This is a genomic window from uncultured Alistipes sp. (assembly GCF_963931675.1).
Lineage (GTDB): Bacteria > Bacteroidota > Bacteroidia > Bacteroidales > Rikenellaceae > Alistipes.
In genome coordinates this window covers 1945635-1972230 of sequence record NZ_OZ007039.1, presented here as the reverse complement: position 1 = coordinate 1972230, position 26596 = coordinate 1945635, and the positions used below count along the sequence as shown (strand labels likewise).

The window sequence follows — 26596 nt, the reverse complement described above, 5'->3', positions numbered from 1 at the left end:
CTTTGTCACCAATCTCCAACACCAAAGCTCACTCATCGACGATGAACAAAAAGAAGAAGTGGATCATTACGGCCATCATTCTGGCGGTATTCTGTGCGGCACTGGGTATCTATAACTACTATGCCAACCGTTCGACAAACGAAGAAGAGGTTACCCGGACGGTCTCTCCCCGCTCGAAAAACATCCTCAACGTCAACGGCGTAATCATCCGCCCGCAGCCCCTCACCGACGGAATCACTACCGTCGGCAACCTCCTGCCCGACGAAGAGGTCGACCTCTCGTTCGAAACCTCCGGAAAGATCGTCGCCATCAACTTCCAGGAAGGCGCCGCCGTCCGCAAGGGAGAACTGCTGGCCAAGGTGAACGACAAACCGCTGCTGGCCCAGCTCTCGCGCTACGAAGCCCAGCTCAAACTCGCCGAAGACCGCGTCTACCGCCAGAGCGCCCTGCTCGAAAAGGACGCCGTGAGCCAGGAGGCCTTCGAACAGGCCCGCACCGAGCTGGCCATGCTCAACGCCGATATAGACATCGTGAAGTCCAACATCGCCCTGACCGAACTCCGCGCACCGTTCGACGGAATCATCGGTCTGCGCAACGTCAGCGAAGGGGCCTATGCCTCGCCATCGGTCGTGGTGGCCAAACTCACGAAAATATCCCCCCTGAAGATCGACTTCTTCGTCCCGGAGCGCTACGCCAGCCAGATCCGGCCCGGAACAAGGCTCTCATTCACCATCGAGGGGCGCCAGGAGCGCTTCGAGGCCGAAGTCTATGCCACCGAGACGCAGGTCGACGTCACGACCCGCACGCTCGCCGTGCGCGCCCGCTACCCGAATGCCCGGGGACGGCTGATGCCCGGGCGCTTCGCCACGGTCCAGATCCGGATGCACGAGATCCCCGACGCCATCGCCGTGCCCACCGAAGCCATCGTCCCCGAAATGGGCATCGACAAGGTCTTCCTCTACCGCAACGGGAAGGCCCATGCCGTCGAGGTCACCACCGGACTGCGCACCGAATCGAGCATCCAGATCATCAACGGGCTCAGCGTGGGCGATACGCTCATCACCTCCGGAACACTCCAACTCCGGGAAGGACTGCCCGTCACACTCGACAATATCGATTAAAACCTCCGCCGCATGAACATTTCCGAACTCAGCATCCGGAGGCCCGTACTGTCGTCCGTGATGACGATCATCATCCTTCTGTTCGGCTTCATCGGATACACCTCCCTCGGCGTGCGCGAATACCCGAGCGTCGACAACCCGATCATCTCCGTGCAGTGCTCCTACCCCGGGGCCAATGCCGACGTGATCGAGAACCAGATCACCGAACCCCTCGAACAGAACATCAACGGTATCCCGGGCATCCGCTCGCTGTCGAGCACCAGCCAGCAGGGACAGAGCCGCATCACCGTGGAGTTCGAGCTCTCGGTGGACCTCGAAACCGCCGCCAACGACGTGCGCGACAAAGTCTCACGCGCCCAGCGCTACCTGCCCCGCGACTGCGACCCCCCGACCGTGACGAAGGCCGATGCCGACGCCACGCCGATCCTGATGGTCACGATCCAGAGCGACAAGCGCTCGCTGCTCGAACTGAGTGAAATCGCCGACCTCACGGTCAAGGAGCAACTGCAGACCATCAGCGACGTCAGCGGCGTGCAGATCTGGGGCGAGAAGCGCTACTCGATGCGCCTGTGGCTCGACCCTGCGAAGATGGCCGGATACGGCATCACCCCCTCGGACATCAAGGATGCCCTCGACCGCGAAAACGTCGAACTCCCCTCGGGCAGCATCGAGGGTAACACCACCGAGCTGACGATCCGCACCCTGGGTCTCATGCACACCACCCAGGAGTTCAACGACCTGGTGGTCCGCGAAGAGGCCGACCGCATCATCCGCCTGAGCGATGTCGGGCGCGCCGAACTCGGCCCGCAGGATACGCGCAGCTACATGAAGATGAACGGCATCCCGATGGTGGGCGTCGTCGTCATTCCGCAGCCGGGCGCCAACCACATCGAGATTGCCGACGCCGTCTACGAGCGCATGGAGACCATGAAGAAGGACCTCCCGGACGATGTCGTGACCTCCTACGGGTTCGACAACACGCGCTTCATCCGCGCCTCGATCGACGAGGTGAAACAGACCGTCTACGAGGCCTTCGTGCTGGTGATCATCATCATCTTCCTCTTCCTGCGCAACTGGCGCGTAACGCTCATCCCCTGCATCGTGATCCCCGTCTCGCTGATCGGTACGTTCTTCATCATGTATGCCGCGGGATTCTCGATCAACGTCCTCTCGATGCTCGCCGTCGTGCTCTCGGTCGGTCTGGTCGTCGACGACGCCATCGTCATGACCGAAAATATCTACATCCGCATCGAACGCGGCATGACGCCCCTCGAAGCCGGAATCGACGGCGCCAAGGAGATCTTCTTCGCCGTGATCTCCACCTCCGTGACGCTCATCGCCGTCTTCTTCCCGATCGTCTTCATGGAGGGTACCACCGGACGCCTCTTCCGCGAGTTCAGCATGGTGATCTCCGGCGCCGTCATCATCTCGACCTTCGCTGCCCTGACCATCACCCCGATGCTGGCCACCAAACTCCTCGTCCACCAGGAGAAGAAAAACTGGTTCTACACCAAAACCGAACCCTTCTTCGTCTGGCTCAACCGTTTCTACAGCTCGACGCTCGCCTCGTTCCTTCGCCGCCGCTGGCTCGCACTCCCGATCGTGGCGCTGACCCTCGCGCTCATCGGCTGGCTCTGGGGTTCGATCCCCGCCGAGATGGCTCCCCTGGAGGACCGTTCGCAGATCACCATCAACACCCGCGGTTCGGAGGGCGCCACCTACGAATACATCCGCGACTACACCGAAGACATCAACCGGCTGGTCGACTCGCTCGTCCCCGAAGCCGAATCGGTCATGGGCCGCGTGTCGAGCGGTTCGGGAAACATCCGCGTCTCCCTGACGGACATCGCCACCCGGAAACGCTCGCAGATGGAGATCGCCGAACAGATCTCCGCCGCCGTGCGCTCGAAGACCAAGGCCCGGGCCTTCGTCCAACAGCAGAGCACCTTCGGAGGACGCCGCAGCAACATGCCCGTACAGTACGTGCTGCAGGCCACCTCGCTCGAACGCCTGCAGGAGGTGCTGCCCGAGTTCATGCGCAAGGTCTACGAAAGCCCCGTGTTCCAGATGGCCGACGTCGACCTGAAGTTCAGCAAGCCCGAAGTGCGCATCGAGGTCAACCGCGACAAGGCCAACCTGCTGGGCGTCTCGACGCGCAACATCGCACAGACCCTCCAGTACGGGTTGAGCGGACAGCGCCTCGGCTACTTCTACATGAACGGCAAGCAGTATGAGATCCTCGCCGAAATCAACCGCCAGCAGCGCAACAAACCCTCCGATCTGCGCTCGATCTACGTGCGCAGCGACAAGGGCGAGATGATCCAGATGGACAACCTCATCTCGCTGGTGGAGAACGTCGCCCCGCCGAAACTCTACCACTACAACCGCTTCCTCTCGGCTACCGTTTCGGCCGGTCTGGCCAAGGGAAAGACCATCGGGCAGGGACTCGACGAGATGGACCGCATCGCCGCCGAAACCCTCGGCGACGATTTCCGCACGGCGCTGGCCGGCGACTCGAAGGAGTTTCGCGAGAGTTCGTCGAGCCTGATGTTCGCCTTCATCCTGGCCATCGTGCTCATCTACCTGATCCTCGCGGCGCAGTTCGAGAGCTTCAAGGACCCGCTGGTCATCATGCTCACCGTGCCGCTGGCCATCGCCGGAGCCCTGGTCTTCATGTGGAACGCCGACCAGACCATGAACATCTTCAGCCAGATCGGCATCATCATGCTCATCGGCCTGGTGGCCAAGAACGGTATCCTGATCGTCGAGTTCGCCAACCAAAAGCAGGAGGCCGGCATCAACAAGCTCCTCGCCATCGAGGAGGCGGCCCAGCAGCGTCTGCGTCCCATTCTGATGACCAGTGCCTCGACCATCCTGGGCATGTTGCCCCTGGCCGTCGCCTCGGGAGAAGGAGCCGCGGGACGTGTCGCCATGGGTGTGGCCGTCGTGGGCGGCATGGTGGTCTCGACGCTGCTGACACTCTACATCGTCCCGGCCATCTACAGCTACGTGTCGACAGACCGGAGCAAGAAATCGAAAAAGTAAAGGCATGAAACGCATCATTCTGACAATCGGTCTGTTGGCAGTCTGGAGCGCCGCGCTGGCCCAGGAGGCCCCGGGGCTGGAGACGAAAAACGCTCCGGACTTCCCCGAAAACGAACCCCTGACGCTGCGCCGCTGCCTGGAGATCGGACTCGAACGCAACTACGACGTGCGCATCGTCCGCAACGACGAACGCATCAGCGACAACAACGCCACGGCCGCCAATGCCGGGATGCTGCCCACCGTGGACCTCTCGGCCGGATACACCGGGACGTGGGACAACACCCGCTCGACGACGCTCCGCGACGGAAGCGACACCTCCGAAACCAATGTCTACGACCAGACGGCCAGTGTGGGCGTCACCGTAAACTGGGCGCTCTTCGACGGATTCCGCATCCGCACCAACTACAAACGGCTCAAGGAGCTGCAGCAGATGGGAGCCCTGAAGACCCGTATCACCATCGAGGACTTCATGGCCAGCCTCACGGCCGAATACTACAACTACCTCCAACAGACCCTGCGGCTGCAGAACTTCCGCAATGCGGTGATACTCTCGCGCGAGCGCCTGCGCATCTCCGAAGAGCGCTTCCGCGTCGGAAACTTCTCGCGCCTCGACCTGCTGCAGGCCCGGGTGGACTTCAATGCCGACAGCTCGCAGTACATGTCCCAGCAGGAGGTTGTCACCGCCTCGCGCATCCGCATCAACGAACTCCTGGCCCATGAAAACCTCGACCGAAGGATTGCCGTTCAGGATTCGGTGATCCGCGTCAACGATGCCCTCGACTGGGACGAACTCCTCGAACGGACCCTTTCGACCAACGCCTCGCTGCTCATGGCCGGACATGACACCGCCGTGGCGGAACTCGACCTGAAGATCCTCCGGGCCCGGAACTACCCCTACGTAAACCTCTCGACCGGATACGGATACACCTACAACCACTACGGAACGGGAACCAACCGTTCGCGCGGAACCCTCGGGTTGAATGCCGGCATCTCGGTGGGATTCACGCTCTTCGACGGAAACCGCCGACGCGAACAGCGCAATGCCCGGATCGACGTCGAGAATGCGGAATTGACCCGCCAACAGTTGGAATTGTCGCTGCGCGCCGACCTGTCGAACTTCTGGCAGGCCTACCGCAACAACCTGGAGGTGATCCTGCTGGAGGAGGACAACCTCGTGGCGGCCCGCGAAAACTACGAAATCGCCATGGAGCGCTACCGTCTGGGCGACCTCCCGGGCATCGAGATGCGCGAGGCGCAGAAGAGCCTGCTGGATGCCGAAGAGCGAATCCTCACGGCGCAGTACAATACGAAACTCTGCGAAATTTCCCTCCAGCAGATCAGCGGGAACGTATTGATTTACCTGGAATAAGCATTTCGGGAACCGGCCCGGCCAGGGGTGGGGCCGCGGGGCTTCCGAAAAGTTCCCCGCATGGGATCGGCCCCGCCCGGGATTTCAGGTCTCACCTCTGATTGGCCCGGCTGCGGATCTTACGGAAAAATCCCCTTGCATGAGAGGATTTTTTACACCGTTCGGAAATATTTTCCTATGGAAATTTGTTTTATAGGAAAATAATTCCCACCTTTGCACCGTTATTGATACGGAAACCGGGAAACAGACCGAGCCGTTAAGAATAGGGAGAATGGATAATTGAAAAGGGAGAACTCCGCGCCGACGGCAACATGGAGAAAAAGAGACAGCAATAAAAAAGAACAAAGTCACGGAACAGACAGAAAGGTCAGAAACACCACGAAAACCATGAAAAAACTGCTTCTGATTATCGGGATGCTTGCGGTCGTAACGACCGGGGATGCCCGCAACAACGACAAACAAAAAGAGAAAAACGTAGAAAAAACACAAAAAACAGAGACAATGAACACGATTGCATTGACCAAGGCCGACTTTCTGAAACGAGTCGCCGACTACGAAAAGAATCCCACGGAGTGGAAATATCTGGGAGACAAACCCGCACTGGTCGACTTCTACGCCTCGTGGTGCGGACCCTGCAAGGCACTGGCTCCGGTCCTGGAGGAGCTGGCCGCCGAATACGGAGACCAAATCTACATCTACAAGGTCAACACCGAGGAGGAGCAGGAGCTGGCCGCAGCGTTCGGCATCCGCTCGATCCCGACGCTGCTCTTCATCCCGATGGAGGGCAAGCCGCAGATGGCACAGGGGGCCCTGCCCAAAGCCATGCTCAAAAAGGCCATTGACGACGTAATGCTCGGCAAGTAATGGCACTCACGATCGATCCGGGGCGCTGTCCCCAGAACCACCGCTGCCCGTTGATTGCGATTTGTCCCGTGGGGGCCATCTCGCAGGAGGGATTTTCGCTGCCGAAGATCGACCCGGCGCTCTGCATCGAGTGCGGCAAATGTATGGAACATTGCGGCAGGCAGGCCGTCTACAAAGCCGAACGGCATGGATAGGCTCTGCAAGATCCGCGACCTGCAGCGGGCCGTCATGCGCTTCGAAGCCGATTTCGAGGCGCATTACGGCATCTCGCTGAACGAAGGAATGACGTTGTGCACCCTCTCCGGAAGCGAGCGGATGTGCCCCGGCGAGTTGGGCGAAGCCTTGGGGCTCACCCCCTCGAACATGTCGAAGGTGCTCCGCACGGTCGAATCGAAAGGGTTGGCCGTGCGTGAAATGTGTTGCCGGGACCGGCGGCAGGTCTTCTATTCGCTGACGCCGCAAGGCCGGGAGCTGCTGGCATCGGTCCACTCCTCGGAGGTGGAGATGCCCGAAGTGCTGGAAACATGGCTCCGCACGCAATCCGAAGCATAAGTCCGGGTTCAAAACAGCCCCTATGAAAAACGGAGTGTCTCTGTCTGCGAGACACTCCGTTTTTCGTTCTTCGGCCACGGTTTTCCGGTCACCAGCCCGTCGACCTCCCGGTTTCCCAACCTCCCGACTTCCCGGTTTCCTGACCTCACTGCTCCCGGCCCGTCGACTTCCCGGTTTCCTGACCTCCCGGCCCCCCCGGCTCCCGGCCCCGGCTACTCAAGGAAATGGTTCTGGTCGTTGCTCGTCGCGGCGAACTCCCGCAGCGATTTCAGATGTCGCCGCAACATTTCGGCAACTCCCTCCTCATCCTGCTCACGCACATAGCGAAGCAACTCCCGATGTTCGAAGCAGACCTCCTCGGAAGGCACCGAGCAGACCCGGTAACGCTGGTAGTAGCGCAAAACGTCGGGCGTAATGACGAGCAGCAGCGACGCAATCACCGGATTGTGCGCTCCGCGAGCCAAAGCCTGATGGTAGGCGAAGTCCTTCGAAACCCGTTCATCGGTATAGAACTTCTCCTCGCACTCCTTCAGGGCCGCCTCGATAACCGCCAGATCCTCCACCGTCCGGTTCCGGGCGCAGAGCTTTACGGCTTCGATTTCGAGCAGCTCCCGCACATAGACCAACGACGCGAAATCGTACTGTTCGATCTGCAGGGCATCGGTGATCATGCGTTCCAGGACCTGCATCTTCTCCTGAGCGACAACCGTTCCGCTTTGCGGGAAGGTCTGCACGATACCGTAAAATTCGAGTTTCTGGAACGCCGCACGCACGTGGGCACGTCCTACCCCCAGTTTCTCGGCCAAACGGCGTTCGGCCGGCAAACGCTCTCCAGGTTGAAGACGCCCGGAGTAGAGTTGCTCCTTGATATATTTGAGAACAGTTTCCACTTGTTTGATATTGGGCGAATAATTCATGGCAGAGTTTATTTACGGTTTGCAGCGCAAAGGTCGTAAAAAAAACCAATTAAACCAAAATTATCTGACAACCTTTTCGACTGAAAAATCGGCAAAACGCAGAATCTCGTCCCGCAACTGAGGCTTGAGCGATCCCTCCTCCCCGAAACTGCGGTAGATGCCCCATTTGGGACGCATGCCCGTCGATCCCTCACGCCAGACAGCCCGCGTCTGACGAGGAACCGAGATCAACTCCTTGCCGTCGGAGAGTCGTTTGACCGTCACTTCGTAGCTGCCTTCCATGCCGCAGACCAGACGCTCCTCGGCCTCGACCCACTCTCCCAGAAAATCCGACAGCGGGACTCGCGCCAGATAGACATTTCCCGTAGCGGCGGAGGTCGGACCCACGTAGATCACCTGCAGCTCCTGCTTGCCGTTCGAGAGCGTGCGGGCCGTAAAGGTGATGAGCGGATTGCCCACATCGGCCGTCCCCTCCGAATTGTCGATGCCCTTGATCTGGTGCACGTGACAGAAATTCTTCGTCGTCTGCATTCCCTCCGGCAGGCAGAATTTCCACCGGACAACCATTTCGTCGCCGACCTGGCCGACCATCGACTCCGGCGACTTCGCATCGGTCTTGATCTCGTTGCGCTGACGGTCCGTGACGTTGGGTTTGCCGCGGTCATCGTCGTTCTCGACATGGATGTAGAAGTCAAAGACATATCGCCCGAGCGTCTCGTCGTAGGATTGACGGATATGCTGGAACGGCGCCTCGGCGTGTGCGCCCGAGGTGTCGGGCGTCTCGTAGTTGTAGCCGCACGAGGTGATCAGCGCATAGGTGCCCGCCGTATTGCCGTCGGCGCGGAGTTCTCCCTCGCGCAGCGGCGTTTCGGGATCCGGATCCGAAGGTTCCGACGGTGTCGAGGGATCCGGCTCATACCCGCCGGAGGTACTCCCCGAACACATCGGGCAGACCGTCCCTGAGAGCAGCAAAATCAATAAAATTAATCGTTTCATCGCTTGTTTTTTTGGTTGCAATCGGTTATCTTTGTGGGCGTTCAATTTTGGTTAACCAATTTCCGAACCCCAACAAAAGTAGTAAAAAAATCTTAATCCAGAACCTGAAAACAATGAAAAAAATCCTCCTGGCCCTACTTCTGGCCACAGTATGGAGCGCTTCGGCCCAGCAGGTCACCAACCGCTACTCGATGAAGCTTTCGAAAAACCCCGACGGCAGCTACTCGCTCATCAACGAGGCCCGTTATGCCAAACTGATCGACCTCTCGAAAGTCGAAGGGCTGCTCGAACCCTACACCTACGAACGCGAACGCCTGCAGACGAGCGATTACAAGGGTGTCGAGGTGCGCGAGTTCGTCTACCGCACGCACGACGGCTATGAACTGCAGATGGCCGTGGACATGGCCGTGAGCGAAAAGCCCACGCCCGTGGTGATCTATTGTCACGGCGGAGGCTGGGCCCGCGGCAACAACGGCGCCCTGCGCACCCTCTCGCAGTACATGGCCAAACAGAAGGGCGTGACGGGCGTGCGCATCGCCTATACGCTGGCCCCGCAGCCGGGCGCTACAGTCGAGGTATCGATCGACGACGTGCTGGCCGCCGTGGAGTACCTGCGCAAGCACGCCGCGGAGCTGAACATCGACCCCGCGCGGATCGGATTCGTCGGCAACTCGGCCGGAGCGCATCTCGCGGCCGTGGGAGCCATGCGCACCCACGGAGCGAAGGTTTTCGTCGGTTATTCGGGCATCTACGACCTCGAAACCGCCGCCATCTGCCAGCGTTCGAAAGACCCCCAGCGCATCGGTTACTTCTGCAACCGCGATGCGAAGGTGCTGCACGCCGCTTCGCCCGTGAACCTCGTCCCGAAAAAGAACGCCCCGGCAGCGCTGCTCTTCTGCGGCACGGCCGACATCACGGTCGAGTGTTCGCAGAGCAAGGCCTTCGCCGAAGCCCTTTCGAAACGAGGTGCGAAGGTCGACCTGCAGGTGCTCGAAAACTACGACCACAACCTGAGCGCCAAGGCCTCGGACAAGATGGAGGAGGTCTTCTTCAAAACGGTGGATTTCCTGACTGAAAACCTCTGAGCGGCATGAGACGGGCATTATTCCTGCTTCTGGCCATTCCGGCGGCGATGACCGCCCGGGCCAAGGTGACCCTGCCAGCCATCTTCGGCGACAACATGGTGCTGCAACAGCAGCAGAAGGTCCGCATCTGGGGTGATTCCGACCAGCGGGAGGTCAACCTCTCCGTCTCGTGGAGCGAAACGCCCCTGCGTGTCGAGGTCTCCGAAGGCCGCTGGACGGCCGAGATCGAGACTCCGGCCGGATCGTACGAACCGCAGCAGCTCACCGTCCGCGACGCAGACTCGGAGGTAACGCTCTCCAACGTCCTGATCGGCGAGGTGTGGATCTGCTCCGGGCAGTCGAACATGTACATGCCCCTGCGCGGCTATACGGGACAACCCGTCGAGGGATCGCTGCGCACGATCCTCGAATCGAACCGCGACCGCGACCGCATCCGCATGATCACGCTCCCCAAGAAGGAGGCCGAAACACCGCAACGCACGTTCGACAACGCCCGATGGGAGATCCCCTCCCCCGCTACGGCCCAACTGATGAGCGCTGCGGCCTACTACTTCGCACAGACGCTCAACGCTGCGCTCGACGTGCCGGTCGGCATCGTCTCGACGAGTTGGGGCGGCTCGAAGATCGAGGCGTGGATGGATCCCGCCTCGCTCCGCACGCTGGGCTATGACGTAGAGGCGATCAATGCCAATCCGAAGATCCAGCAGCGTGCCAAGTGCGGCCTGCTCTACAACGGGCTGATCGCGCCCGTAGCCGGTTACACGGCGCGCGGGTTTGCCTGGTACCAGGGCGAATCGAACCGCAAGGAGGCCGGGATCTATGCCCGGCTGATGCAGGAGATGGTCCGTTTCTGGCGCGCCGAATGGGGCGACACGCAGAACCGGATGCCGTTCCTCTACGTGCAGATCGCACCCTACTTCTACAACGATGCCGCAGCAACCGACGGCGTGTTGATCATGGAGGCGCAGAGCGATGCCTTGGAGCTGATTCCCAATTCGGCGATGATCGCCACGACCGACCTGGGCGAAGAGCTGACGATCCATCCCCGCAGAAAGCGCGAGGTGGGCGAGCGGCTGGCGGCAGAAGCCATGATCCGGGCCTACGGCATACGGGCGAACTGCTGGTCTGCAGTTCGCGTCCAGGAGGTGAAGTTCGAGAAGGGAAAGGCCGTGGTCACGTTCGAGAATGCCCGCTACGGACTGACGCCGCAACACGTGGCCGTCCCGGGATTCGAACTCGCCGGCAAGGATGGCGTATTCCATCCCGCAGAAGGGAGGGTCGTCCTCTCGAAACCCATTGTCGAGGTGACATCCGAGGCCGTGAAGGAGCCCGTGGCCGTGCGCTACGCCTTCCACAACTACACGCCGACCTCGCTCTGCAACACATACGGACTGCCCGTCATCCCCTTCCGCTCCGACCGGGAATAAACGGCGTCGTCCATCCGGCAAAAAATACCGGCAAGCCCTTTCGGGTTTGCCGGTATTTTCATCTCCGAAGAGGTGCCGGGTTACTGCAATTCGAAATGGAGCATCGATTCGAAATCGGCCTTCGAGGTGTGGAAGCCGATCCGGCGGGCCGCCTCGACCCACTCCGCGCGTCCGAGCGCCCGGCCCGCCTCGTAAAGCAGGGCGGCACCGCGGCGCTGTGCAAAGGGTGCGATCTGCGGCCACGGCCACGTTTCGGGATTTTCGTAGTAGGGCAACAGATACGTCAGCGCCCGCTGGGCCTCGGGCATCTCCCACAGCTCCACACCCTCGGTGCGGGCCACGTTGCGGGCTGTCGAGAGGGCTTCGAGCACGAAGGTCGAGTAGTGCAGCGACAGTGTGCGGACCAGCTCCTCGGGAAGCGTGCCGTCCTCGGCCACCTGCCCCGCGAAGCGCGGCTGCACGGACTCCACGGCAATTTCCCGCACCCGGTCGTCGAGACCCGCGGCCCGGGCCGTCATCAGCCGGATGGCATCGTACCACAACCCGTGGTTGTTCGCCGCATGGAGCTCCTTCCGCCCGTTGACGCTGTGCTCCAGCCAGTAGAGAAACGCCCGCGCCCACTCGCGCAGCTCCCGCCGGTCGCTATCGGTCCACGACGGCGACGCATCGATCAACTGGGCGGCATTCAGCGCAAAGGCCATGCGCCGCGAATCGATGATTCCCGTTCCGCGGATCGTCGAACGGCCCCGGATCAACTGGGCATAGGTCATATTGGGGTTCATGCCCAGCTCCGGGTCGAGAAACCACGTCCGCAGCAGCTCGGCACACTTCGCGGCATAGCGTTCGTCGCCCGTCACGCGGTAGAGGACCGACAAGGTCCGCGCCGCAACTCCCAGCCGGTCGCCGTTGACCCGTTCGGGACAGTCGTAGACTTCGGGGTTGCGTTCGCCGTCACGCCGGATATAGGGCAGTCCGTCGGGTTTCTCGGGATCGGGCCACCAGTAGGGCGACAACGACATGTAGTCACGCCGGTCACCGCTTGGCGGCAGCGTCGTCTTGGCCGTCACGGTCAGCGGCTCCATGCCGAGCAGCTCCTCCTCCGCAGCCGCGGCAACCGCCCCGACCGCCTTCACGGCCCGCGGATCGCCATCCCTGTAAGCATCCGTCAGGCGGTCGAGCAGCTCCCCGTCGAACGAGTATTGCGCACGGACCGGAAAGAGCGCCGCCGTGCAGAGTGCCAGAAAAAGAATGCGTTTCATCGTTGCAATGGTTGTAAAAAGGGCGGACGAGACCCTTTCGGGAAAGCCCGTCCGCCCTGCTCGAAAAAACTTCGGAATCCGCTACGAGAAGAGCGTACCGCCGTTGATGTCGATGTTCGTACCGGTCAGGTAGCTCGACTCGTCGCTGGCCAGGTAGCATACCAGGTCGGCAACCTCCGAAGCCTCGCCCTCGCGGCGCAGCGGAGCCGTGTGGTGGAGGTTCTCACGAGCCTCGGGCTTCGTGAAGCGGTCGTGGAACGACGTGTTGATCATACCCGGAGCCAGGGCGTTGACGCGGATCCCCTGCGGGCCGAGTTCCTTGGCCATGGCGCGCGTGTGGCACATCACGGCAGCCTTCGCCGTGGCGTAAACCGAAGCACCCGGGCCGCCGCCGTCGCGGGCAGCCTGCGACGAGAAGTTGATGATCGAACCGCCGCGGGGCATCATCGGAACCACCTCGCGCGTGCAGAGGAATACCGAACGCATGTTGACGTCCATCAGGAAGTCATACCAGGCCTCGTCCTGCTCGGTGATGAGTTTGCGGCCCACGATGCCGCCCACGACGTTCACCAGGATGTCCACCTTGCCGCCGAAAGCCTCGCCGGCCTTGGCAAAGAGGTTCTTCACGTCGGCGGCCTTCGTCATGTCTCCCTGTACGGCGATGGCCTCGCCACCCTCGGCCTTGATCATCTCCAGGGTCTTCTGGGCATCGTCCGGATTGTCGAAATAGTTCAGGCATACCTTGGCGCCCTCACCGGCCAGTTTCACCGAAATTGCACGACCCAGGTCGCGCGCGCCGCCCGTTACGACGGCAACTTTTCCAGTCAGTCTCATCTTTTTTAATTTAAAAAGGTTTTCGTGTATAACGTTTTTTTCTTTGGAATGCTCCGGCAAGGGCCTCCCGCAGGGAGGTATCCGGCCGGGATTCGTATCACTTCGTCAACTGCTCGATCCGTCCACCGAAAAGGAAGACGCACAGCAGGCACGCCGGAACCAGAGCCGCTCCGAGGATGAAGAACGACGTCCAGTCGCCGCTCTGCGTCAGGTAGGGGATACAGAGGATCGAGATGATGGTACCCAGCACGGCCGATGCGCCGCCCAGTCCGGCGAGCGAACCGACGGCCTTGCCGGTCTGCAAGTCGCTGGCGAGGGTCTGGATGTTGGTCATCACGAACTGATAACCGCCCAGGATGAAGGCCATCATGATGACGGCCATCGTCGCCGAGGAAGCCGTGGCGGCCAGCGCCATGCCCGGGATGATGAAGCACGATCCGACGATCATCGCGGCCTTACGTGCAAAGTTAACCGTTTTCCCGTGATTGATCAAGAGTCCCGAGAACCAGCCTCCGGCCACCGACCCGATGGCGGCGCCCACGTAGGGCACCCAGGCCGACATGGCGATCTGCTTGATATCCAGATTGAAGACCTCGATCAGATAGATCGGGAGCCACGTCACGAACATCCACCAGATCGGGTCGAGGAAGAAGCGGCCCAGAATCACGGCGTAGTTCTTGCGCTCACTGAGCAGCGTGCCCCACGACTTGGCCGTATCGCACGACACGCGGCATTCGGGCTGGCCCGTGAGGATGTAGTCGCGCTCCTTTTCGGTGATCCAGGGGTGCTCCTTGGGTCCCTTCTTGTTGATAATGAGCCAGGGGATCACCCAGATGATGCCCAGTGAACCGACCACAGCGAAGGTCACCCGCCAGCCGAAGGCCAGGAAGAGCATCGGGATCAACACCGGAGCAATGATCGACCCGACCGAAGCGGCCGCGCCGAAAACACCCTGGGCGAGAGCCCGTTCCTTCTGCGGAAACCATTCGGCATTGGACTTCGTGGTCCCGGGCCACGGCCCCGCCTCGCCCAGTCCGAGCAGCACGCGGAAGAAGGTCAGCGACTTGAGCCCCGAAGCCAGCGAGGCCAGCGCATCGGCGCCGCCCCACAGAATCGCCGAAAGGGTAAATCCGCGCCGCGTACCGATCCGGTCGTAGATCTTGCCCGAGACGAGCTGGCTCACGCCGTAGGCCACCATGAAGAACATCGTGATGACGGCCAGCAGGTTTTTGGCCTGGCGCTGCTGCTCTTCGGCCGATGCCGAGGCATCGATCAGCCCAAGCTCCTTGGCGATACCGCCGTATTTCACATACTCGATGGCGCCGTCGGGGAGTTTCGTCACCTCGTCGCCCGCGAGCGTCAGGGCCTTGCCCTCGGACTCCACCGCATAGGTGTCGGCTGCGGCATCGTAGGTGTAGTCGCCCGCCGCGCAGACCACCTTCGTGTTGGCCACCCACATGTAGTTGAGCGTCCCGCGGTCGAGGTAGTTGATGATCGTCACGATGGCGATCAACGCCAGGACGATCCATCTCAATCCTTTGATTTTCATTCAGGCAGCAGTTTTACGGTTACTTTTTCAGAAAATCCTCCCGGTGGGGCGAGAAGGTGTCGATCAGAATGCCCGGTTCGAGGCAGACGCATCCGTGGATCTCGTCCGGAGCCACATAGTAGCCGTCGCCCGCACCCAGGACCTTCTTCTCGTCACCGATCGTGAGCTCGAACTTCCCGCTGGCCACATAGGTCGCCTGGCTGTGGTAGTGGGCGTGCATCGTGCCCACGGCACCCTTTTCGAATTTCACCTTCACGATCATCAACTGACCGTCGTAACCCATGATCTGACGTTGAATGCCGGGACCCGGGGTCTCCCACTGCAGCTCGCTTTCGAGCTGATAGGTTTCACTGCGTGTTTTCATCTTTGCTGATTTTTATAGGTTTGTCATTTCAGTTTCACATCACAGGGCCCGGTCCACTCGAAGCGCCCCTCGGAGGTTTCGACACGGTGGCGGGCCGTCGCATCGACCGAAGCGTTGGCCACGCAGAGCGTCACACGGTGCCCGCCCTTGTATTCGGCCACGGCCACCGTGTACTCCGGCGTATCGGCCAGGAGCCGCACGCCCTCGCACGAGGAGGTCAGATTGGCCGACTGCTCGACCTGCAGGTCATAGGTGCCGTGGGTTTCGAGCGACGAGAAGAACGTATGGTTCTTCTTGCCCTGCTCGCGGATGATATACCCCTTCTCGGTGCGAAGGTTGAAATCGGGGTCCGAAGCGCCCGATTCGACAAGCACCATCTCCGTATCGGGGGTCGTGGCCGTCGAGAGCGAGTAGAAACGGTCGCCGACGATCCACGTAAAGGTCGTCGTCGCCGACTTTTCGTTGTGCCCCCGGGCCTGGCACCAGAGGTGCTGGTAGCCGTTGGCCGTCCCGAGCGCCGACATCGCCGTCGTGGCCTTTTCATAGGGGAAATTGAGGCTTACGAGGTGCCCGCCGTACCACATCGGATAGTCGTAGCGGTGCTCTTCGGCGCTCTCGGCGCGCAGCAGGTCGAGGATCAGCGGATACTGCAGGAACGGCGTGGTGACGTAGGCCACCGTGCGCTGCATCTTCACGCCCGGAGCCGCATGGCACTCCTCCGCCGAGACGATCTGCACCCCCTGGCGCGAGAAGTCGGTGAACCGGATCTCCGAATGGTGCTTCATCGACTCGTCGTAATTGCCGTCGAAGTGCGAACGCTCGTCGACAACCAGCGTGTTGTGCGCCACGGTCTGCATGGCAAACGACTTGTTCTCGTGCGTATAGTGTCCCTTGTACTTGGCCTCGATGTTGAGCCAGCGCGCCGCCCCGTAATCGCAGAGCACCTCGTTGCCGTTGTCGTAGTAGGCGAAGGTCAATTTGTCGTAGTGTCCGTGGCTCAGGCCGTGGGCCGTGGCCTTGAAGGAGACGGCGCTGTTCAGTGCGGAGTCCGTCGAGCGGATCACCGCTACCCCGCCCTCGTCGCCGTTGCGGCCGTCGCGGTAGAGCGCGCTGTGGAAGGTCAGCGGCTCGGCCTCCCCGCGGGCGATGTCGCGCGCCACGGCAAAACCGGCATCCGTCGGGAGCACCCAGTCCTGATAACGGGCCGCCACGTCGAGGAGCCGTTTGTTCGACGGATCGGCGTTGTAGGCGATGTTCACGGCATAGACCAGCTCCTGCGCGTCGTAGCCCTTCAGCAGCGCGTCGTTGAAGCGCATGAAACGTCCGTCATAAGCCAGCTGGAGGAGCGTCGAGACGGCTTTCAGCAGGATTCCGTCACGGTACTGGAAAATCTTCAGATCGGGGCGGTTGTGGTCGATGCACTGCGCAAAGACCATGAAGGGCCAGATGGCGTAACGCTGGTAGTAGGCCCCCTCGGTGAAGTAGCCGTCCGGCGAGAAGAGGTAGTCGAGCTGCCGGATGAATCCGCCGTTTTTCCCGGTTTCATCCGAGCCGTAGAGGGCCTTGCGCACCAGCCCTTCGTCGCCCATGGTCATGCCGATCATGCCGACGGCCGACGTGGCCCACGTGGCGTGGTTGTGCATCTTGTTGAAGACCTTGTTGTTGCCGCGGTTGCCCTCCATGCCGTTCATCAGGAAGTCGGCCATCGGACGGAAGAGGTTCCGCTCGACATACGCCCGCTCGGCCGGGGTCATGAAGTCGTAGACGCAGTCGTAGGCCATCGAGGTGTGGACCAGCCAGACACTCTCGTTGAGCGTCTGCCAGAAGATCCGGCCCGGGGTCTTCGACAGCGTGACGGGATGGAATCCCAGCGTCGGATAGAGGTCGGCATAAGCCTTCAGCATGTCGGCCACGCGGCGGGCATACTTCTCCTGGCGGGTCACCTGCCAGGCGATGCCGCAGTCGACCATCTCGTAGTAGTTGAGTTTGTGGCGTTCGTGGGTATAGCCGCCTCCGCCGTCGCGGGGCTGCGGGACCTCGATTTCCGAGGCCAGCGCGGCATCCGCGCCGGAGAGCGTCCGGGTCATGGCGGCATCGAAGGCCGGGACCTTGCCCCGGGCCTCACGCATCTCGGCAACCCCTTCGGCCGTAAGCATCAGCGAGGGATGCGCCGCCCAGGCACCGAGCGCCAACAGCGCTCCAAAGAGGGTGAATATCGTCTTTTTCATGGTTCTATTCCTTTTTTACGCCGATTCCCAGGCGGGCCAGCGGGCTGTCGGCCTGCTGCGCGAAGTCGAAATGTTCGGCATCGACATAGGCCGGTTCGAGTTCATAGAGTTTGCCCTGGACGGCCTGGCCCGTCATGGAGAGGATGCCGCCGGCATTCCAGAAGTTGCAGTCGGAAATGGAAACCTGCTCCCAGGTGGCCTCGTCGAGGCGGATCGAACGTCCGCCGCGGCCGCTGTTCGAGAAGTTGCAGCCCGTGATGTCGAGCACCTGCGGCCCGACGAGCCGCATCACCGAACCGCGCTCCTTGTTGCAGCAGTCCTCGAAGTTGCAGCGGCGGATCATGACATAGGGTCCGGCGGTCGATTCGTCGCTGCCGCCGCGGTAGATATTGATCGGCAGGCCGAGGATGCGGTGGAACGAGCAGTTCTCGATCACCATGTCGTCGGCATTGTAACGCCCCTTGTCGTCGCGTTCGGCAGCGTAGTTGATGGCGTCACCCGAGAGGTCGCGGAACGACGAATTGCGGATCTCGACCCGTCCGGCAAAGGTGGCCTGGGTCCCCTTCACGGCGAAGAAACCGCCCTCGCCGAAGTTGTAGAATTCACAGTTGTCGATCCGGAGGTTGTAGGGGCGGATCATGTCGCGGGCCGTCGAGACCCCGGCTTTGGCCAGCGCCTTGCCGTCTTCGAGGCGGCCCGAGAAGGCGATCCCTTCGAGGTGCAGCTCGCCGCCGTCGGCGATGGTCACCATGTCGTCGCCCTTCTGCCCGTTGAAGCGCACCACGGGGCGTTCGCCGCCCTGCACGCCGCGGATCGTCAGCGGAACACGCACCACCATCGCACGCTGAATGGCGTAGTCGCCGCCTGCATCCGCGAGTTCGACGACCGAACCGGCCTCGGCCTGCTCGACAACGGCCGGAAGGTCCTCACCGGCCCGCACCCGGTAGATGCGGTCGGACGCCGGTTTCGTCTGCGCGGCAGGCGTATACCACGCCGCTCCCTTGCCGGCCCGCATCTCCGCCTCGGAGGGCAGCACGGGAAGCTGCGGCGCCGCATTCTCGAACCCCTCGACCGCACACGGCGTGGCCAGCGCCACGCGGTTGTCGCGGAACGTGAAACCGTCGGTGCGGTCCACGGCGATGAACGGCGCGTCGAGCGTGCGGTTGACGATCGTATTGCGTGCGAAGAGCACCCGTTCGGGCGCCAGCGTGCGTTCGAGGTCCTTGCCCGTACCGAATTCGATGTTCGAGCAGTCGATGAAGGTGTTGTCCGTCACCTCGACATTCTCGACCAGACAGTAGCGGTTGGGCAGCGAGTTGGGCACGGCGTTCATCAGTGCCAGCGCCGAGAAGAAGCGCCCGCCGGCAATGCCGACCAGCGTGTTGCGGCGCACCCGGTGCCCGGCATTCACCACGCGGATACCGCCCGTATTGCGTTTGCCGTGGCCCACGAAGAGGTTCTCCTCCACCGTATTGCGGTCGCCGTGACGCAGAGCCAGCACACCCTCCGACTCGAAGAAGACGTTGCGGCGGATCACATTGTCGCTCGACTTGATCGAAACCACCTCGACCTCGCCGTTGCAGCGGTCGAAGAGATTCTCCTCGATCGTCGTGTTCGACGACGAGTAGGCCTGCTGCGAGGTCCCCACGCGGATCGTCTCGGCACCGTTCGACCCGTAGACCGGGCGCGGTCCGAACCAGTTGTGGTCGATGCGGTGGAAATTCTGCTGGCTCCGCGGCTCGTTGAGGATCACGATGAGCGTCACGCCGAGGTTGAGTTTCCCCATCAGCGAGCAGTGGTCCACCCGGTTGCGGCGTCCGTAGAGCAGGATATAGCTGTAGGCCATGTCGCGCCGCGCAGGGTTGTAGTTGTCGACGACGCACTCCGTCAGGCGGCAATGGTTGGCCACCTCGCGTCCGTTGCGGAACTCGATGACCGAACCCGAGGGGGCCTGTCCGTCGCGGAAGCAGAGACCGCTCACTTCGAGCCATTCGCCCGCCAGGCGGAGCGTCGAACCGCCGGTGATCTCCACCCCGCCGGGCGTTGCCGCCTCGATGCGGACGGGTTTCCCTTCGGTCCCGCGGCCGAGCCATTTCAGCGCCAGGTCGCGGTAGACGCCGTTCTCGATGACGATCCGGTCGCCGGGCCGCGCCTCACGCAGCGTCGCGGCCACGTCGCCCAGCGCCACGCGATACTCGCGGGCCGGAACCGACACGGTCAGCAACGCGGCAACCGCCGCCAAAACAAGTTTGAAGTTTTTCATATCGAAAAGTTCAGATTATTCGGTTTTCCACGAACAACCCGCAGCGTCGCGGATTGCATCCATGGCAGGTTGTACGTTGGGTTTGGACGGCGCCGAAGACACCGCGGGGAGCGAAACGCCGCGCTGGCGTCCGTAGAGCGTATTGCCGCTCCACCTGATGTCGGGAGCAGCGGGCTCCGTGGCACAATCCACGGCGTAGCCCGACGAGGTGGCCGAGACGGTATTGCCCTCGATCACGGTCGAGACGACCGGCACCACCTGGTTGCTCGAACGGCTCGCATAGTTGACATTCAGGCCGTACTTGCAGTCATAAACCATGTTGTAGCACACCCGGGCATCCTTCACCTGCCAGTAGCCGCTCAGCGCCGGGTTCTCCTGCCCGCGGACCAGGCAGATCGCCGAACGGTAACCCGTTCCGGCCAGCCCTTCGAGGTAGTTGCGCTCGACGGTATGGCCCTCGCCGATCAGCCGGATGCCGCCCGTCCCGGACATGCCGTTTCCGACGAAGTAGTTGCCCGTGACGGTGCAGTTGTTGCCGTGGCGCAGGGTCAGCGATCCCTGGCACTCGACAAAAAGGTTGCGGCGGTATACGTTGCCGCACGACTTGTTCGAAACGATCTCGGCCTGTTCGCCGTGGCAGTGGTAGAAGTAGTTGTCCTCGACCGTGCAGGCGGCCTCCTGCATCGAGTAGTCGCTCGTGCCGATGCGGATCGTCTCCTGGCCGTTGATCGCCTTGCCGTTGTCGTCGCAGAGCGTCACGGGGCGCTCGAAACGGTTCCCGGCAATCGTATGGCGGGGCGTAACGCCCGTTTCGAGCCACACGACCAGCAGCGTCCCGATGTTGCGCTTGTCGCGGAACGTGCAGCCCTCGACGCGGTGGTCCGTGCCGTAGAGCGAGATCCATTTGGTATCGGCTGCGGCATCCTCCTTCGTGCTGTCGCCCGTCACGGCGCAGTCCCGCACGGTGCAGTGCGAGGAGCCTTTGGCCAGCGTGATGACGGCCTTGCCTTTCACCGGTTCGGGATTCCGCCACCAGAAACCGTTCACCTCGGCACAGGTTCCCGACACCGAGATGCGCGAAGCCCCCGTAAAGCAGACCGCACCGGGCTTTTCGGCCCGCAGCACGACGGGATTCTCCGCCGTCCCGGCACTTTTGAGCTCGGCAACCTGATCGCCGTAAAGGCCGTTGCGCCACACGACAACCGTCCCGGCCGCCACGGTCCCCAGCGCCTTGAGCTCCTCGGCCGAGGAGACATAGACGGTCGTCTCGGAGCCTTGTTCCCCTTCGGAGCCGGTTCCCTGTCCGGCATCTCCGGAGCCGGAAGGAACCGCTTCGGGGACCTCGCCGCCCGAACAGCCGAGCGTCTGCGCGGCCAGCAGGATCATGAAGATGAATTTGCGCATCATAGTTGTGTTTCGGAGTTTCGAACGGCCCCGGAAACCGTCCCCTTGATCGACGGGGCGGTTTCCGGGTTCGTTCCCCTATTAACCTACCAAAACCTTATCGGTTATTCATTCAGCGTTTTCGACCAGTACATATCGAACTCGATATAACCGGCACGATCGGCATTGGCCTGGCCAGTTGCAAGATCAGCGCAAGTAACATCACGGATAATGATGTAGCCAATCTTGGCAAAGTCCGTAACAGCATCCGGCGCAGCACCTTTGGCATACGTTACATAACTCATCACCAAAACACTGCCCTTTACCCAGTTACTACCAGCTTCTGCCGTACCCAGAGAGGGAGCACCCGAACTGGGCATTGTGCCGTCATAACTCATCGAAGTCAGCGTACCGTTGAGAATCGGATCGGGATTCGAGGTGACGACACGATACAATACGATCGGAGTTCCATAGGTCGAAGGCAGCGGCGTAACTTCTGTCTTTCCTTCTTCTTCGTTGAAAATAAAACGGCAGTGCGTCTTGATCTGCGAAGAAGAGTTGGCACATCCCGACAGAGCCAATTTATTTCCAGAATCGCTTTTGAAGAAAATATAAGGCTTCACCGCATAATATTCATCGGCTGTGATTGCTCCCTGATTCAATTTATTATTACCCGAAATTGCCGTATTGTTTCCACTCTTCGCATACGGATCGAGCGCCTCATCATACCAGTCATAGGTCGAAACCACCCGGCCCAGATCCGGATAGAAGAACGCATTGTCCGCGGCATACTCGGTATAGGTTTTTGATGAGTTGGAACCGATTCCCAACCGGATGCCTTTGTAGTAATAGAACGGATAGACCTTGGCCGTGCCGAAATCGGCCTCGTTGCCGCCGTTGTAGAGCGCCTTGACGGCAACCTCCGTCGCCTCCGTGAAGGTCACACCCTCCGGGACGATGAACTGTGCCGAAACATCCGTCGGTTCGCCGACCAGGGCTGCTTCCACACCATCGACCTTGAAGCCCTCGATCGAAGCCAGGTTCTCGCCCGTGACGGTCACCGTCTTGCCCAGGTAGAACTTGTTGTCCGCACCGCCGTCCTCGGCCTCCATCTTCACCAGCACGGGAGTTGCCGGACCCACCGGGGTCGTATCCACCCGCCAGGCCGATGCCACCGGGTTCGTCTGCGCGGGCTCGCCCCACAAGGCCGTCAGAGCGGCCTCCGCAACGACCGGATCGGTCTGCGCAATCGACGAGGGGAACTTCACCGTCACGGCGCCAGCCTCGGCCGACACCACGATCAGATCGTAGTCGCCCCACTTCATGCCGTTCACCAGATCGAGGTTCAGTCCCGTGAAGGTCACTTCGTCGCCGATGACATTCTGCGTACCCTCCTCCTGCGAGGCGGCGTCGAACTTCGGCGTATGGAGCGTAAAGAGCGTCTCGCCCGTCACGTCGATCGTCGCCGTGCCCCACTCGGCCGTGATGGCCACCTGGCTGTCACCGGCCTCGTACTCACCGGCCGGAACGGCAAACTTCAACGCCTCGGCCGTCACCTCCGTAAAGGCGGCCGACTCGACCGTCACCTCCCCGAAGTGTACGCGGGTGATCTGCTCCAGGTTACGGCCCGTAAGGGTCACCTCCGTGCCGACCGTACCCTCGGCCGGTGCATAGGCCGTAATCAGGGCATCCGTCACCGGAATCGTCACATAGTAGGGATAGTGGAAAATAACGCTTTCACCGTCAGCGCCGTAGACATCCATCCAGACCTGATAGGGAGCATCCTGCTGGGCGAGGTCCAGGGCCGGAACCTTGAATTTCAGGGTTTTGATCGTTTTTTCGGTGATTTCGGCTTCGAGGTCGCCCAGGGTGACGTGCGACACCCGGTCGAGATTGAATCCCTCGACCGAAATCTCCGTACCGACATAGGCGGGGACACTGCCGCTCTCGTCGGCCATCGGCGACAGCGTCGTCGAGTTGATCACCGGGTTGTTCTGGACATCGACCTCGTTCATTTCGGGGCCGCACGCGGTCAAAGCCGCGAGCGATCCCGTCAGAAAAAGGGCCAGATATTTCGTGAATCGTTTCATCTTCGGATGGATTTTAGATTAGTTTGCGAGTTTGGAATAGTCGTAGTCGTACTTCTGCCAGTAGATGTTGAAGGTATAGTCGCTCTTGAGCATCCGGTAATTGATGTGCGTAATGTGCATCAGGCCGATACGCTTCACATTCCGGGCAAAGTTGTTCTTACCGTCACCACCCTTTTCAACTCCGTGGTAATCATAGTAGAGCACCAGAATCACGGCATCGGGGTTCACATCCGGCGCCTCGACATTGGGTGTGAAGCAACCGTTGGACCAGTTCGAATCCTTCAGGCCGCCCGATGACGACGATACACCGATACCGCCCACGGTCTGAGCCTCGACATCGATCGGGAAGGTCTCCTCGTCGATCTGTTCCAGCGTCTGGTTCTTCACCTTCTCGATCAGGGCACTCTCCGTCGCATTGGCAGGATTCAGGGCGCGGAATGCAAGCACGGGGGTTCCGTAGCAGTTGCCGTTGACTCCAACCATCCGGACCAGTTCGCCCTCCGAATCCTTGTACCAGAAGTTCTTCAGGATACCCGCCGAGTTTGCCGGAGCCGTGATGTTGACATTTCCGGAGCCGTTGCAGTAGAAGAAGAAATAAGGAACCACCGAGTTGTACTCCTCCTCCGTGACATTCGGCGTGAGGGCTGCCGAGCAGGTATTGGCCGTATACTTGGCTGCGATCGGATCCAATTCAGTAGCCCATACCGAGTTAGCATAGACACGACCCGTTTCGGGCGAGAAGTTGCAGGCATACTGCTCAGCCTCCTTGTCATGACCCCATACGGTGATGTTCTCCCAGAACTTCACGAACGGCACATAGACCACGAATGCTTCGCTCAGGACAATCTCTTCGTTTCCGTCGAAATATTTGGCAACCAACGACGTGGTCGTATCGCCATCCTGGAAATTACCGGCCGGTACGGTGAAGGTCAACGACGCAGGCTGTTTCGAAACCACAGCTTCGAAGCCTCCGACGAGAATCCGGTCGATCTTGTCGAGATTTTCGCCCGTCAGCGTGATGGACTTGCCCACGGCCGTGCGCTCCAGTACGATCGGCTTGTCGAACTTCGGAACCAGACGCACGACCTCGATCGAGGGAGCCTCGTCGAGCAGTGTGGTCACCGAAGCCTCGCCGTCGAAATAACGCAGCGTGATGCGCACGTTGCCGTTCTCGACGTAGGGGACACGGACCACGATCTCCGAAGCGCTCTGCTCGTAGATTTCACCCTCGTGGCTCTCCTCGCAACCCTCAGCCGTGTAGAGCACTGCCTCGACGGCCGTCAGGTTCGAACCCGAGAGCAGCAGCCGGTCGCCCATGACCACCGACTCCTGCAACAGAGCCGGCTTCAACGACGGTACGGCATACGAATAGGTAAACGAAGCTTCCGATTCGCTCGTGCCGACGCTGTTTTCCAGGACGATCCGCCCGTCGCGGCCGTTGGCACCGGCCACGATCGAGAGGCGCGAGTCGGAGACTTTCTCCTTGATGACCATCTCCTGGTCGCCGATGTAGGCCTTGGTGACGCCGCTGAGCGATTGTCCCGTGATGATGATCTCGGTTCCGACCGGTCCCGACGCGGGCGAGAAGGATTCAATGACGGGGGATTGTTTCACCACCTCGTTCACATAGGTCTTGTCGCAGCCCGCTGCAAACAACATCCCGGCGGCAGCGGCAAAAGCACATATCTGATTTGTGATTCGTTTCATAGGTTTTTGCTGTTATCGGTTTAGTAGCCGGGGTTCTGGGCCACGTCGGGGTTGATATTGATGACCGAAATGGGGATCGGGAGCAGCACTTGCCACTCCGAGATGGGATTGACCGTGTAGTCATACTCGGAGTAGAAGATCTCCGACGAGAAGAAGTTGTTGACCGTCGACACGGCGACATCCCAACGCATCAGGTCGAACCAGCGCTGGTTCTCGCAGGCCAATTCCAGGCGTCGTTCGTTGCGCACGGCCTCACGGAACTGATATTTCGACGACAGATCTGCGGAGGTATAGGCTGCAACCCCGGCCCGCTCGCGGATCATATTCAGATAACGCATCGCCTCGTCCGTGGGACCCGACGTCTCGTTGATCCACTCGGCCAGCAGCAGCGCCACGTCGCCCACACGCAGTACGGGCCAGTCATTCTCGCCGTCATACTCGGTGGTGATCGTCGAGAGGAACTTGTCGCACCAGCGTACCTCGACGGTCTGCTCCGTCGTGGCGTTGTAGTAGCTCTCCTTGAGGGTCACTTCCTTGCGTTTGTCGGGGCTGTCGGCCGTGCCGTTGTTGTTGTAGGCCGACACCAGATCGTCCGAAGGATAGTTGTAGTGCTTGGGCGAGCCCATGATCACGTTGTTGCCGTTGTTCAGCGGGCCGAAGAGCGTTCCGAAGGGGCATCCCAGCCCGACGTTGCCCGAGAGGTAACGCACGGCGAAGATGATCTCCTTGTTCATCTCGTTGTCGATCGAGAAGATCTGATCGTAGGGAACCAGATCGGCGCCGCTCTGCGGATTCCCGGCCGAGGCCAGCACGTCGCGCAGCAGATCACCGGCCTTCATGTAGTTCTCCGACCCCACCTCGTAGCGGGTCATGTAGACCTTGGCCAGCAGGCCCTTGGCTGCGGGCATCGTCGCGCGTCCCAGGTCGGCGGCCGCCGACTGTTCGGGGAGCATGTTGTTGTCGATGATCGCGTTCAGGTCACCCTCGATCAGCGCGTAGATCTCCTCCACGGGCGAGCGCTGCATGTAGCGGGCCTCATCGGCACCGGTCTTCTTCGTAACGAGGAACACCGGGCCCCACAGCCGCACGAGGTTGAAATAGAGGTGTGCCCGCAGGAACATCGCCTCCCCTTCGTACTGGGCACGCAGCGTGGGGTCATCCACGACGTCGACATAGGAGATCACCTTGTTGGCGCGGTCGATGGCGGCATAGCAGGCGTTCCAGTAATCCTCGACCCAGGTATGCGCCGTCGTAACGACACCCTGGTCGATCTGTTCGATGAGTTTCGTATCCTGCGACGTGGAGCCGTTCGCCCGCATACGGGTATTGTCCGAGCGGAGTTCGGTCACGGCCCATTCATAGTACATGACATCGTGCAGTCCGTTGTAGGTGCCGATCACGAGGTTATTGACCGCCGCAGCATTCGTCACATACTCGTCGGCCGCGGTTTCGGAATAGGGGTACTGATCCAGGTTGCAGGCACCCAGTGCCAGCGTCAGGATCACAGAACCGATATATTTGAAAGTCGTTTTCATCTTCGTTC

At 61.0% G+C, this 26596-nt stretch carries 20 protein-coding genes; 8 read left to right on the top strand and 12 right to left on the bottom strand.

Going from position 1 to position 26596, the window contains the following annotated elements:
- The first annotated feature begins 41 nt into the window (after positions 1–41).
- The 6 genes from ABGT65_RS08435 (at position 42) to ABGT65_RS08410 (ending at position 6951) form a co-directional block, all read left to right on the top strand.
- Complete coding sequence (locus tag ABGT65_RS08435) at positions 42–1121, top strand: efflux RND transporter periplasmic adaptor subunit (RefSeq protein ID WP_346701305.1); 1080 nt, start codon at positions 42–44, stop codon at positions 1119–1121.
- A gap of 12 nt (positions 1122–1133) precedes the next feature.
- Complete coding sequence (locus ABGT65_RS08430) at positions 1134–4166, top strand: efflux RND transporter permease subunit (RefSeq protein ID WP_346701303.1); 3033 nt, start codon at positions 1134–1136, stop codon at positions 4164–4166.
- 4 nt (positions 4167–4170) lie between these two features.
- A complete protein-coding gene (locus tag ABGT65_RS08425) occupies positions 4171–5535 on the top strand; it encodes a TolC family protein (RefSeq protein ID WP_346701301.1) in 1365 nt (454 codons plus the stop codon).
- Between the two features lie 387 nt (positions 5536–5922).
- Positions 5923–6399, top strand: coding sequence for a thioredoxin (gene trxA, locus ABGT65_RS08420; protein ID WP_346701299.1), 477 nt, complete (start codon positions 5923–5925; stop codon positions 6397–6399).
- Entirely contained in the window at positions 6399–6593 is a 195-nt protein-coding gene (locus ABGT65_RS08415; protein ID WP_346701297.1) for a 4Fe-4S binding protein, read from the top strand. The genes trxA and ABGT65_RS08415 overlap by 1 nt, the downstream gene beginning before the upstream one ends.
- Positions 6586–6951, top strand: coding sequence for a MarR family transcriptional regulator (locus ABGT65_RS08410; RefSeq protein WP_346701295.1), 366 nt, complete (start codon positions 6586–6588; stop codon positions 6949–6951). Before ABGT65_RS08415 ends, ABGT65_RS08410 begins: the two co-directional genes overlap by 8 nt.
- A 212-nt stretch (positions 6952–7163) precedes the next feature.
- Here ABGT65_RS08410 and ABGT65_RS08405 read toward each other — a convergent pair whose 3' ends face one another.
- Both ABGT65_RS08405 and ABGT65_RS08400 read right to left on the bottom strand, forming a co-directional pair.
- Entirely contained in the window at positions 7164–7841 is a 678-nt protein-coding gene (locus ABGT65_RS08405) for an FCD domain-containing protein (protein WP_346701293.1), read from the bottom strand.
- Between the two features lie 87 nt (positions 7842–7928).
- Entirely contained in the window at positions 7929–8864 is a 936-nt protein-coding gene (locus tag ABGT65_RS08400; RefSeq protein WP_346701291.1) for a hypothetical protein, read from the bottom strand.
- A gap of 113 nt (positions 8865–8977) precedes the next feature.
- On the opposite strand from ABGT65_RS08400, the gene ABGT65_RS08395 reads away from it, so the two are divergent.
- Positions 8978–9949: an alpha/beta hydrolase gene (locus tag ABGT65_RS08395; RefSeq protein WP_346701289.1), complete on the top strand. Its 972-nt coding sequence runs from the start codon at positions 8978–8980 to the stop codon at positions 9947–9949.
- Positions 9950–9954: 5 nt separating this feature from the next.
- Positions 9955–11376, top strand: coding sequence for a sialate O-acetylesterase (locus ABGT65_RS08390; RefSeq protein WP_346701288.1), 1422 nt, complete (start codon positions 9955–9957; stop codon positions 11374–11376).
- Between the two features lie 80 nt (positions 11377–11456).
- On the opposite strand, the gene ABGT65_RS08385 is transcribed toward ABGT65_RS08390, so the two are convergent.
- From ABGT65_RS08385 to ABGT65_RS08340, 10 genes are all read right to left on the bottom strand, one after another.
- On the bottom strand, positions 11457–12635 hold the full coding sequence (locus ABGT65_RS08385; RefSeq protein WP_346701286.1) for an alginate lyase family protein: 1179 nt from the start codon (positions 12633–12635) through the stop codon (positions 11457–11459).
- A gap of 81 nt (positions 12636–12716) precedes the next feature.
- Positions 12717–13469 (bottom strand): glucose 1-dehydrogenase, encoded by a 753-nt coding sequence (locus ABGT65_RS08380; RefSeq protein ID WP_346701284.1) that lies wholly within the window; start codon positions 13467–13469, stop codon positions 12717–12719.
- Positions 13470–13566: 97 nt separating this feature from the next.
- Complete coding sequence (locus ABGT65_RS08375) at positions 13567–15018, bottom strand: MFS transporter (RefSeq protein WP_346701282.1); 1452 nt, start codon at positions 15016–15018, stop codon at positions 13567–13569.
- 19 nt (positions 15019–15037) lie between these two features.
- Positions 15038–15382 carry a cupin domain-containing protein gene (locus tag ABGT65_RS08370; protein ID WP_346701280.1) on the bottom strand — a complete coding sequence of 115 codons (345 nt, stop codon included), beginning with the start codon at positions 15380–15382 and terminating at the stop codon, positions 15038–15040.
- A 23-nt stretch (positions 15383–15405) separates the two neighbouring features.
- Positions 15406–17610 carry a heparinase II/III family protein gene (locus ABGT65_RS08365; protein ID WP_346701278.1) on the bottom strand — a complete coding sequence of 735 codons (2205 nt, stop codon included), beginning with the start codon at positions 17608–17610 and terminating at the stop codon, positions 15406–15408.
- A gap of 4 nt (positions 17611–17614) precedes the next feature.
- Positions 17615–19873, bottom strand: a complete 2259-nt coding sequence (locus ABGT65_RS08360) for a chondroitinase-B domain-containing protein (protein WP_346701276.1) — start codon at positions 19871–19873, stop codon at positions 17615–17617.
- A gap of 15 nt (positions 19874–19888) precedes the next feature.
- A complete protein-coding gene (locus tag ABGT65_RS08355) occupies positions 19889–21280 on the bottom strand; it encodes a polysaccharide lyase 6 family protein (protein ID WP_346701274.1) in 1392 nt (463 codons plus the stop codon).
- A 101-nt stretch (positions 21281–21381) separates the two neighbouring features.
- Entirely contained in the window at positions 21382–23346 is a 1965-nt protein-coding gene (locus tag ABGT65_RS08350) for an IPT/TIG domain-containing protein (RefSeq protein ID WP_346701272.1), read from the bottom strand.
- Between the two features lie 18 nt (positions 23347–23364).
- The gene (locus ABGT65_RS08345) at positions 23365–25053 is read right to left on the bottom strand and encodes an IPT/TIG domain-containing protein (RefSeq protein ID WP_346701270.1); all 1689 of its coding nucleotides are present in this window, start codon (positions 25051–25053) and stop codon (positions 23365–23367) included.
- A gap of 20 nt (positions 25054–25073) precedes the next feature.
- Positions 25074–26588, bottom strand: a complete 1515-nt coding sequence (locus ABGT65_RS08340; protein WP_346701268.1) for a RagB/SusD family nutrient uptake outer membrane protein — start codon at positions 26586–26588, stop codon at positions 25074–25076.
- Between the last annotated feature and the right edge of the window lie 8 nt (positions 26589–26596).

Coding starts and splice junctions, on each gene's coding strand:
- ABGT65_RS08435 (WP_346701305.1), top strand. CDS start 42: ATGAACAAAAAGAAGAAGTGGATCATTACGGCCATCATTCTGGCGGTA.
- ABGT65_RS08430 (WP_346701303.1), top strand. CDS start 1,134: ATGAACATTTCCGAACTCAGCATCCGGAGGCCCGTACTGTCGTCCGTG.
- ABGT65_RS08425 (WP_346701301.1), top strand. CDS start 4,171: ATGAAACGCATCATTCTGACAATCGGTCTGTTGGCAGTCTGGAGCGCC.
- trxA (WP_346701299.1), top strand. CDS start 5,923: ATGAAAAAACTGCTTCTGATTATCGGGATGCTTGCGGTCGTAACGACC.
- ABGT65_RS08415 (WP_346701297.1), top strand. CDS start 6,399: ATGGCACTCACGATCGATCCGGGGCGCTGTCCCCAGAACCACCGCTGC.
- ABGT65_RS08410 (WP_346701295.1), top strand. CDS start 6,586: ATGGATAGGCTCTGCAAGATCCGCGACCTGCAGCGGGCCGTCATGCGC.
- ABGT65_RS08400 (WP_346701291.1), bottom strand. CDS start 8,864: ATGAAACGATTAATTTTATTGATTTTGCTGCTCTCAGGGACGGTCTGC.
- ABGT65_RS08395 (WP_346701289.1), top strand. CDS start 8,978: ATGAAAAAAATCCTCCTGGCCCTACTTCTGGCCACAGTATGGAGCGCT.
- ABGT65_RS08390 (WP_346701288.1), top strand. CDS start 9,955: ATGAGACGGGCATTATTCCTGCTTCTGGCCATTCCGGCGGCGATGACC.
- ABGT65_RS08385 (WP_346701286.1), bottom strand. CDS start 12,635: ATGAAACGCATTCTTTTTCTGGCACTCTGCACGGCGGCGCTCTTTCCG.
- ABGT65_RS08380 (WP_346701284.1), bottom strand. CDS start 13,469: ATGAGACTGACTGGAAAAGTTGCCGTCGTAACGGGCGGCGCGCGCGAC.
- ABGT65_RS08375 (WP_346701282.1), bottom strand. CDS start 15,018: ATGAAAATCAAAGGATTGAGATGGATCGTCCTGGCGTTGATCGCCATC.
- ABGT65_RS08370 (WP_346701280.1), bottom strand. CDS start 15,382: ATGAAAACACGCAGTGAAACCTATCAGCTCGAAAGCGAGCTGCAGTGG.
- ABGT65_RS08365 (WP_346701278.1), bottom strand. CDS start 17,610: ATGAAAAAGACGATATTCACCCTCTTTGGAGCGCTGTTGGCGCTCGGT.
- ABGT65_RS08360 (WP_346701276.1), bottom strand. CDS start 19,873: ATGAAAAACTTCAAACTTGTTTTGGCGGCGGTTGCCGCGTTGCTGACC.
- ABGT65_RS08355 (WP_346701274.1), bottom strand. CDS start 21,280: ATGATGCGCAAATTCATCTTCATGATCCTGCTGGCCGCGCAGACGCTC.
- ABGT65_RS08350 (WP_346701272.1), bottom strand. CDS start 23,346: ATGAAACGATTCACGAAATATCTGGCCCTTTTTCTGACGGGATCGCTC.
- ABGT65_RS08345 (WP_346701270.1), bottom strand. CDS start 25,053: ATGAAACGAATCACAAATCAGATATGTGCTTTTGCCGCTGCCGCCGGG.
- ABGT65_RS08340 (WP_346701268.1), bottom strand. CDS start 26,588: ATGAAAACGACTTTCAAATATATCGGTTCTGTGATCCTGACGCTGGCA.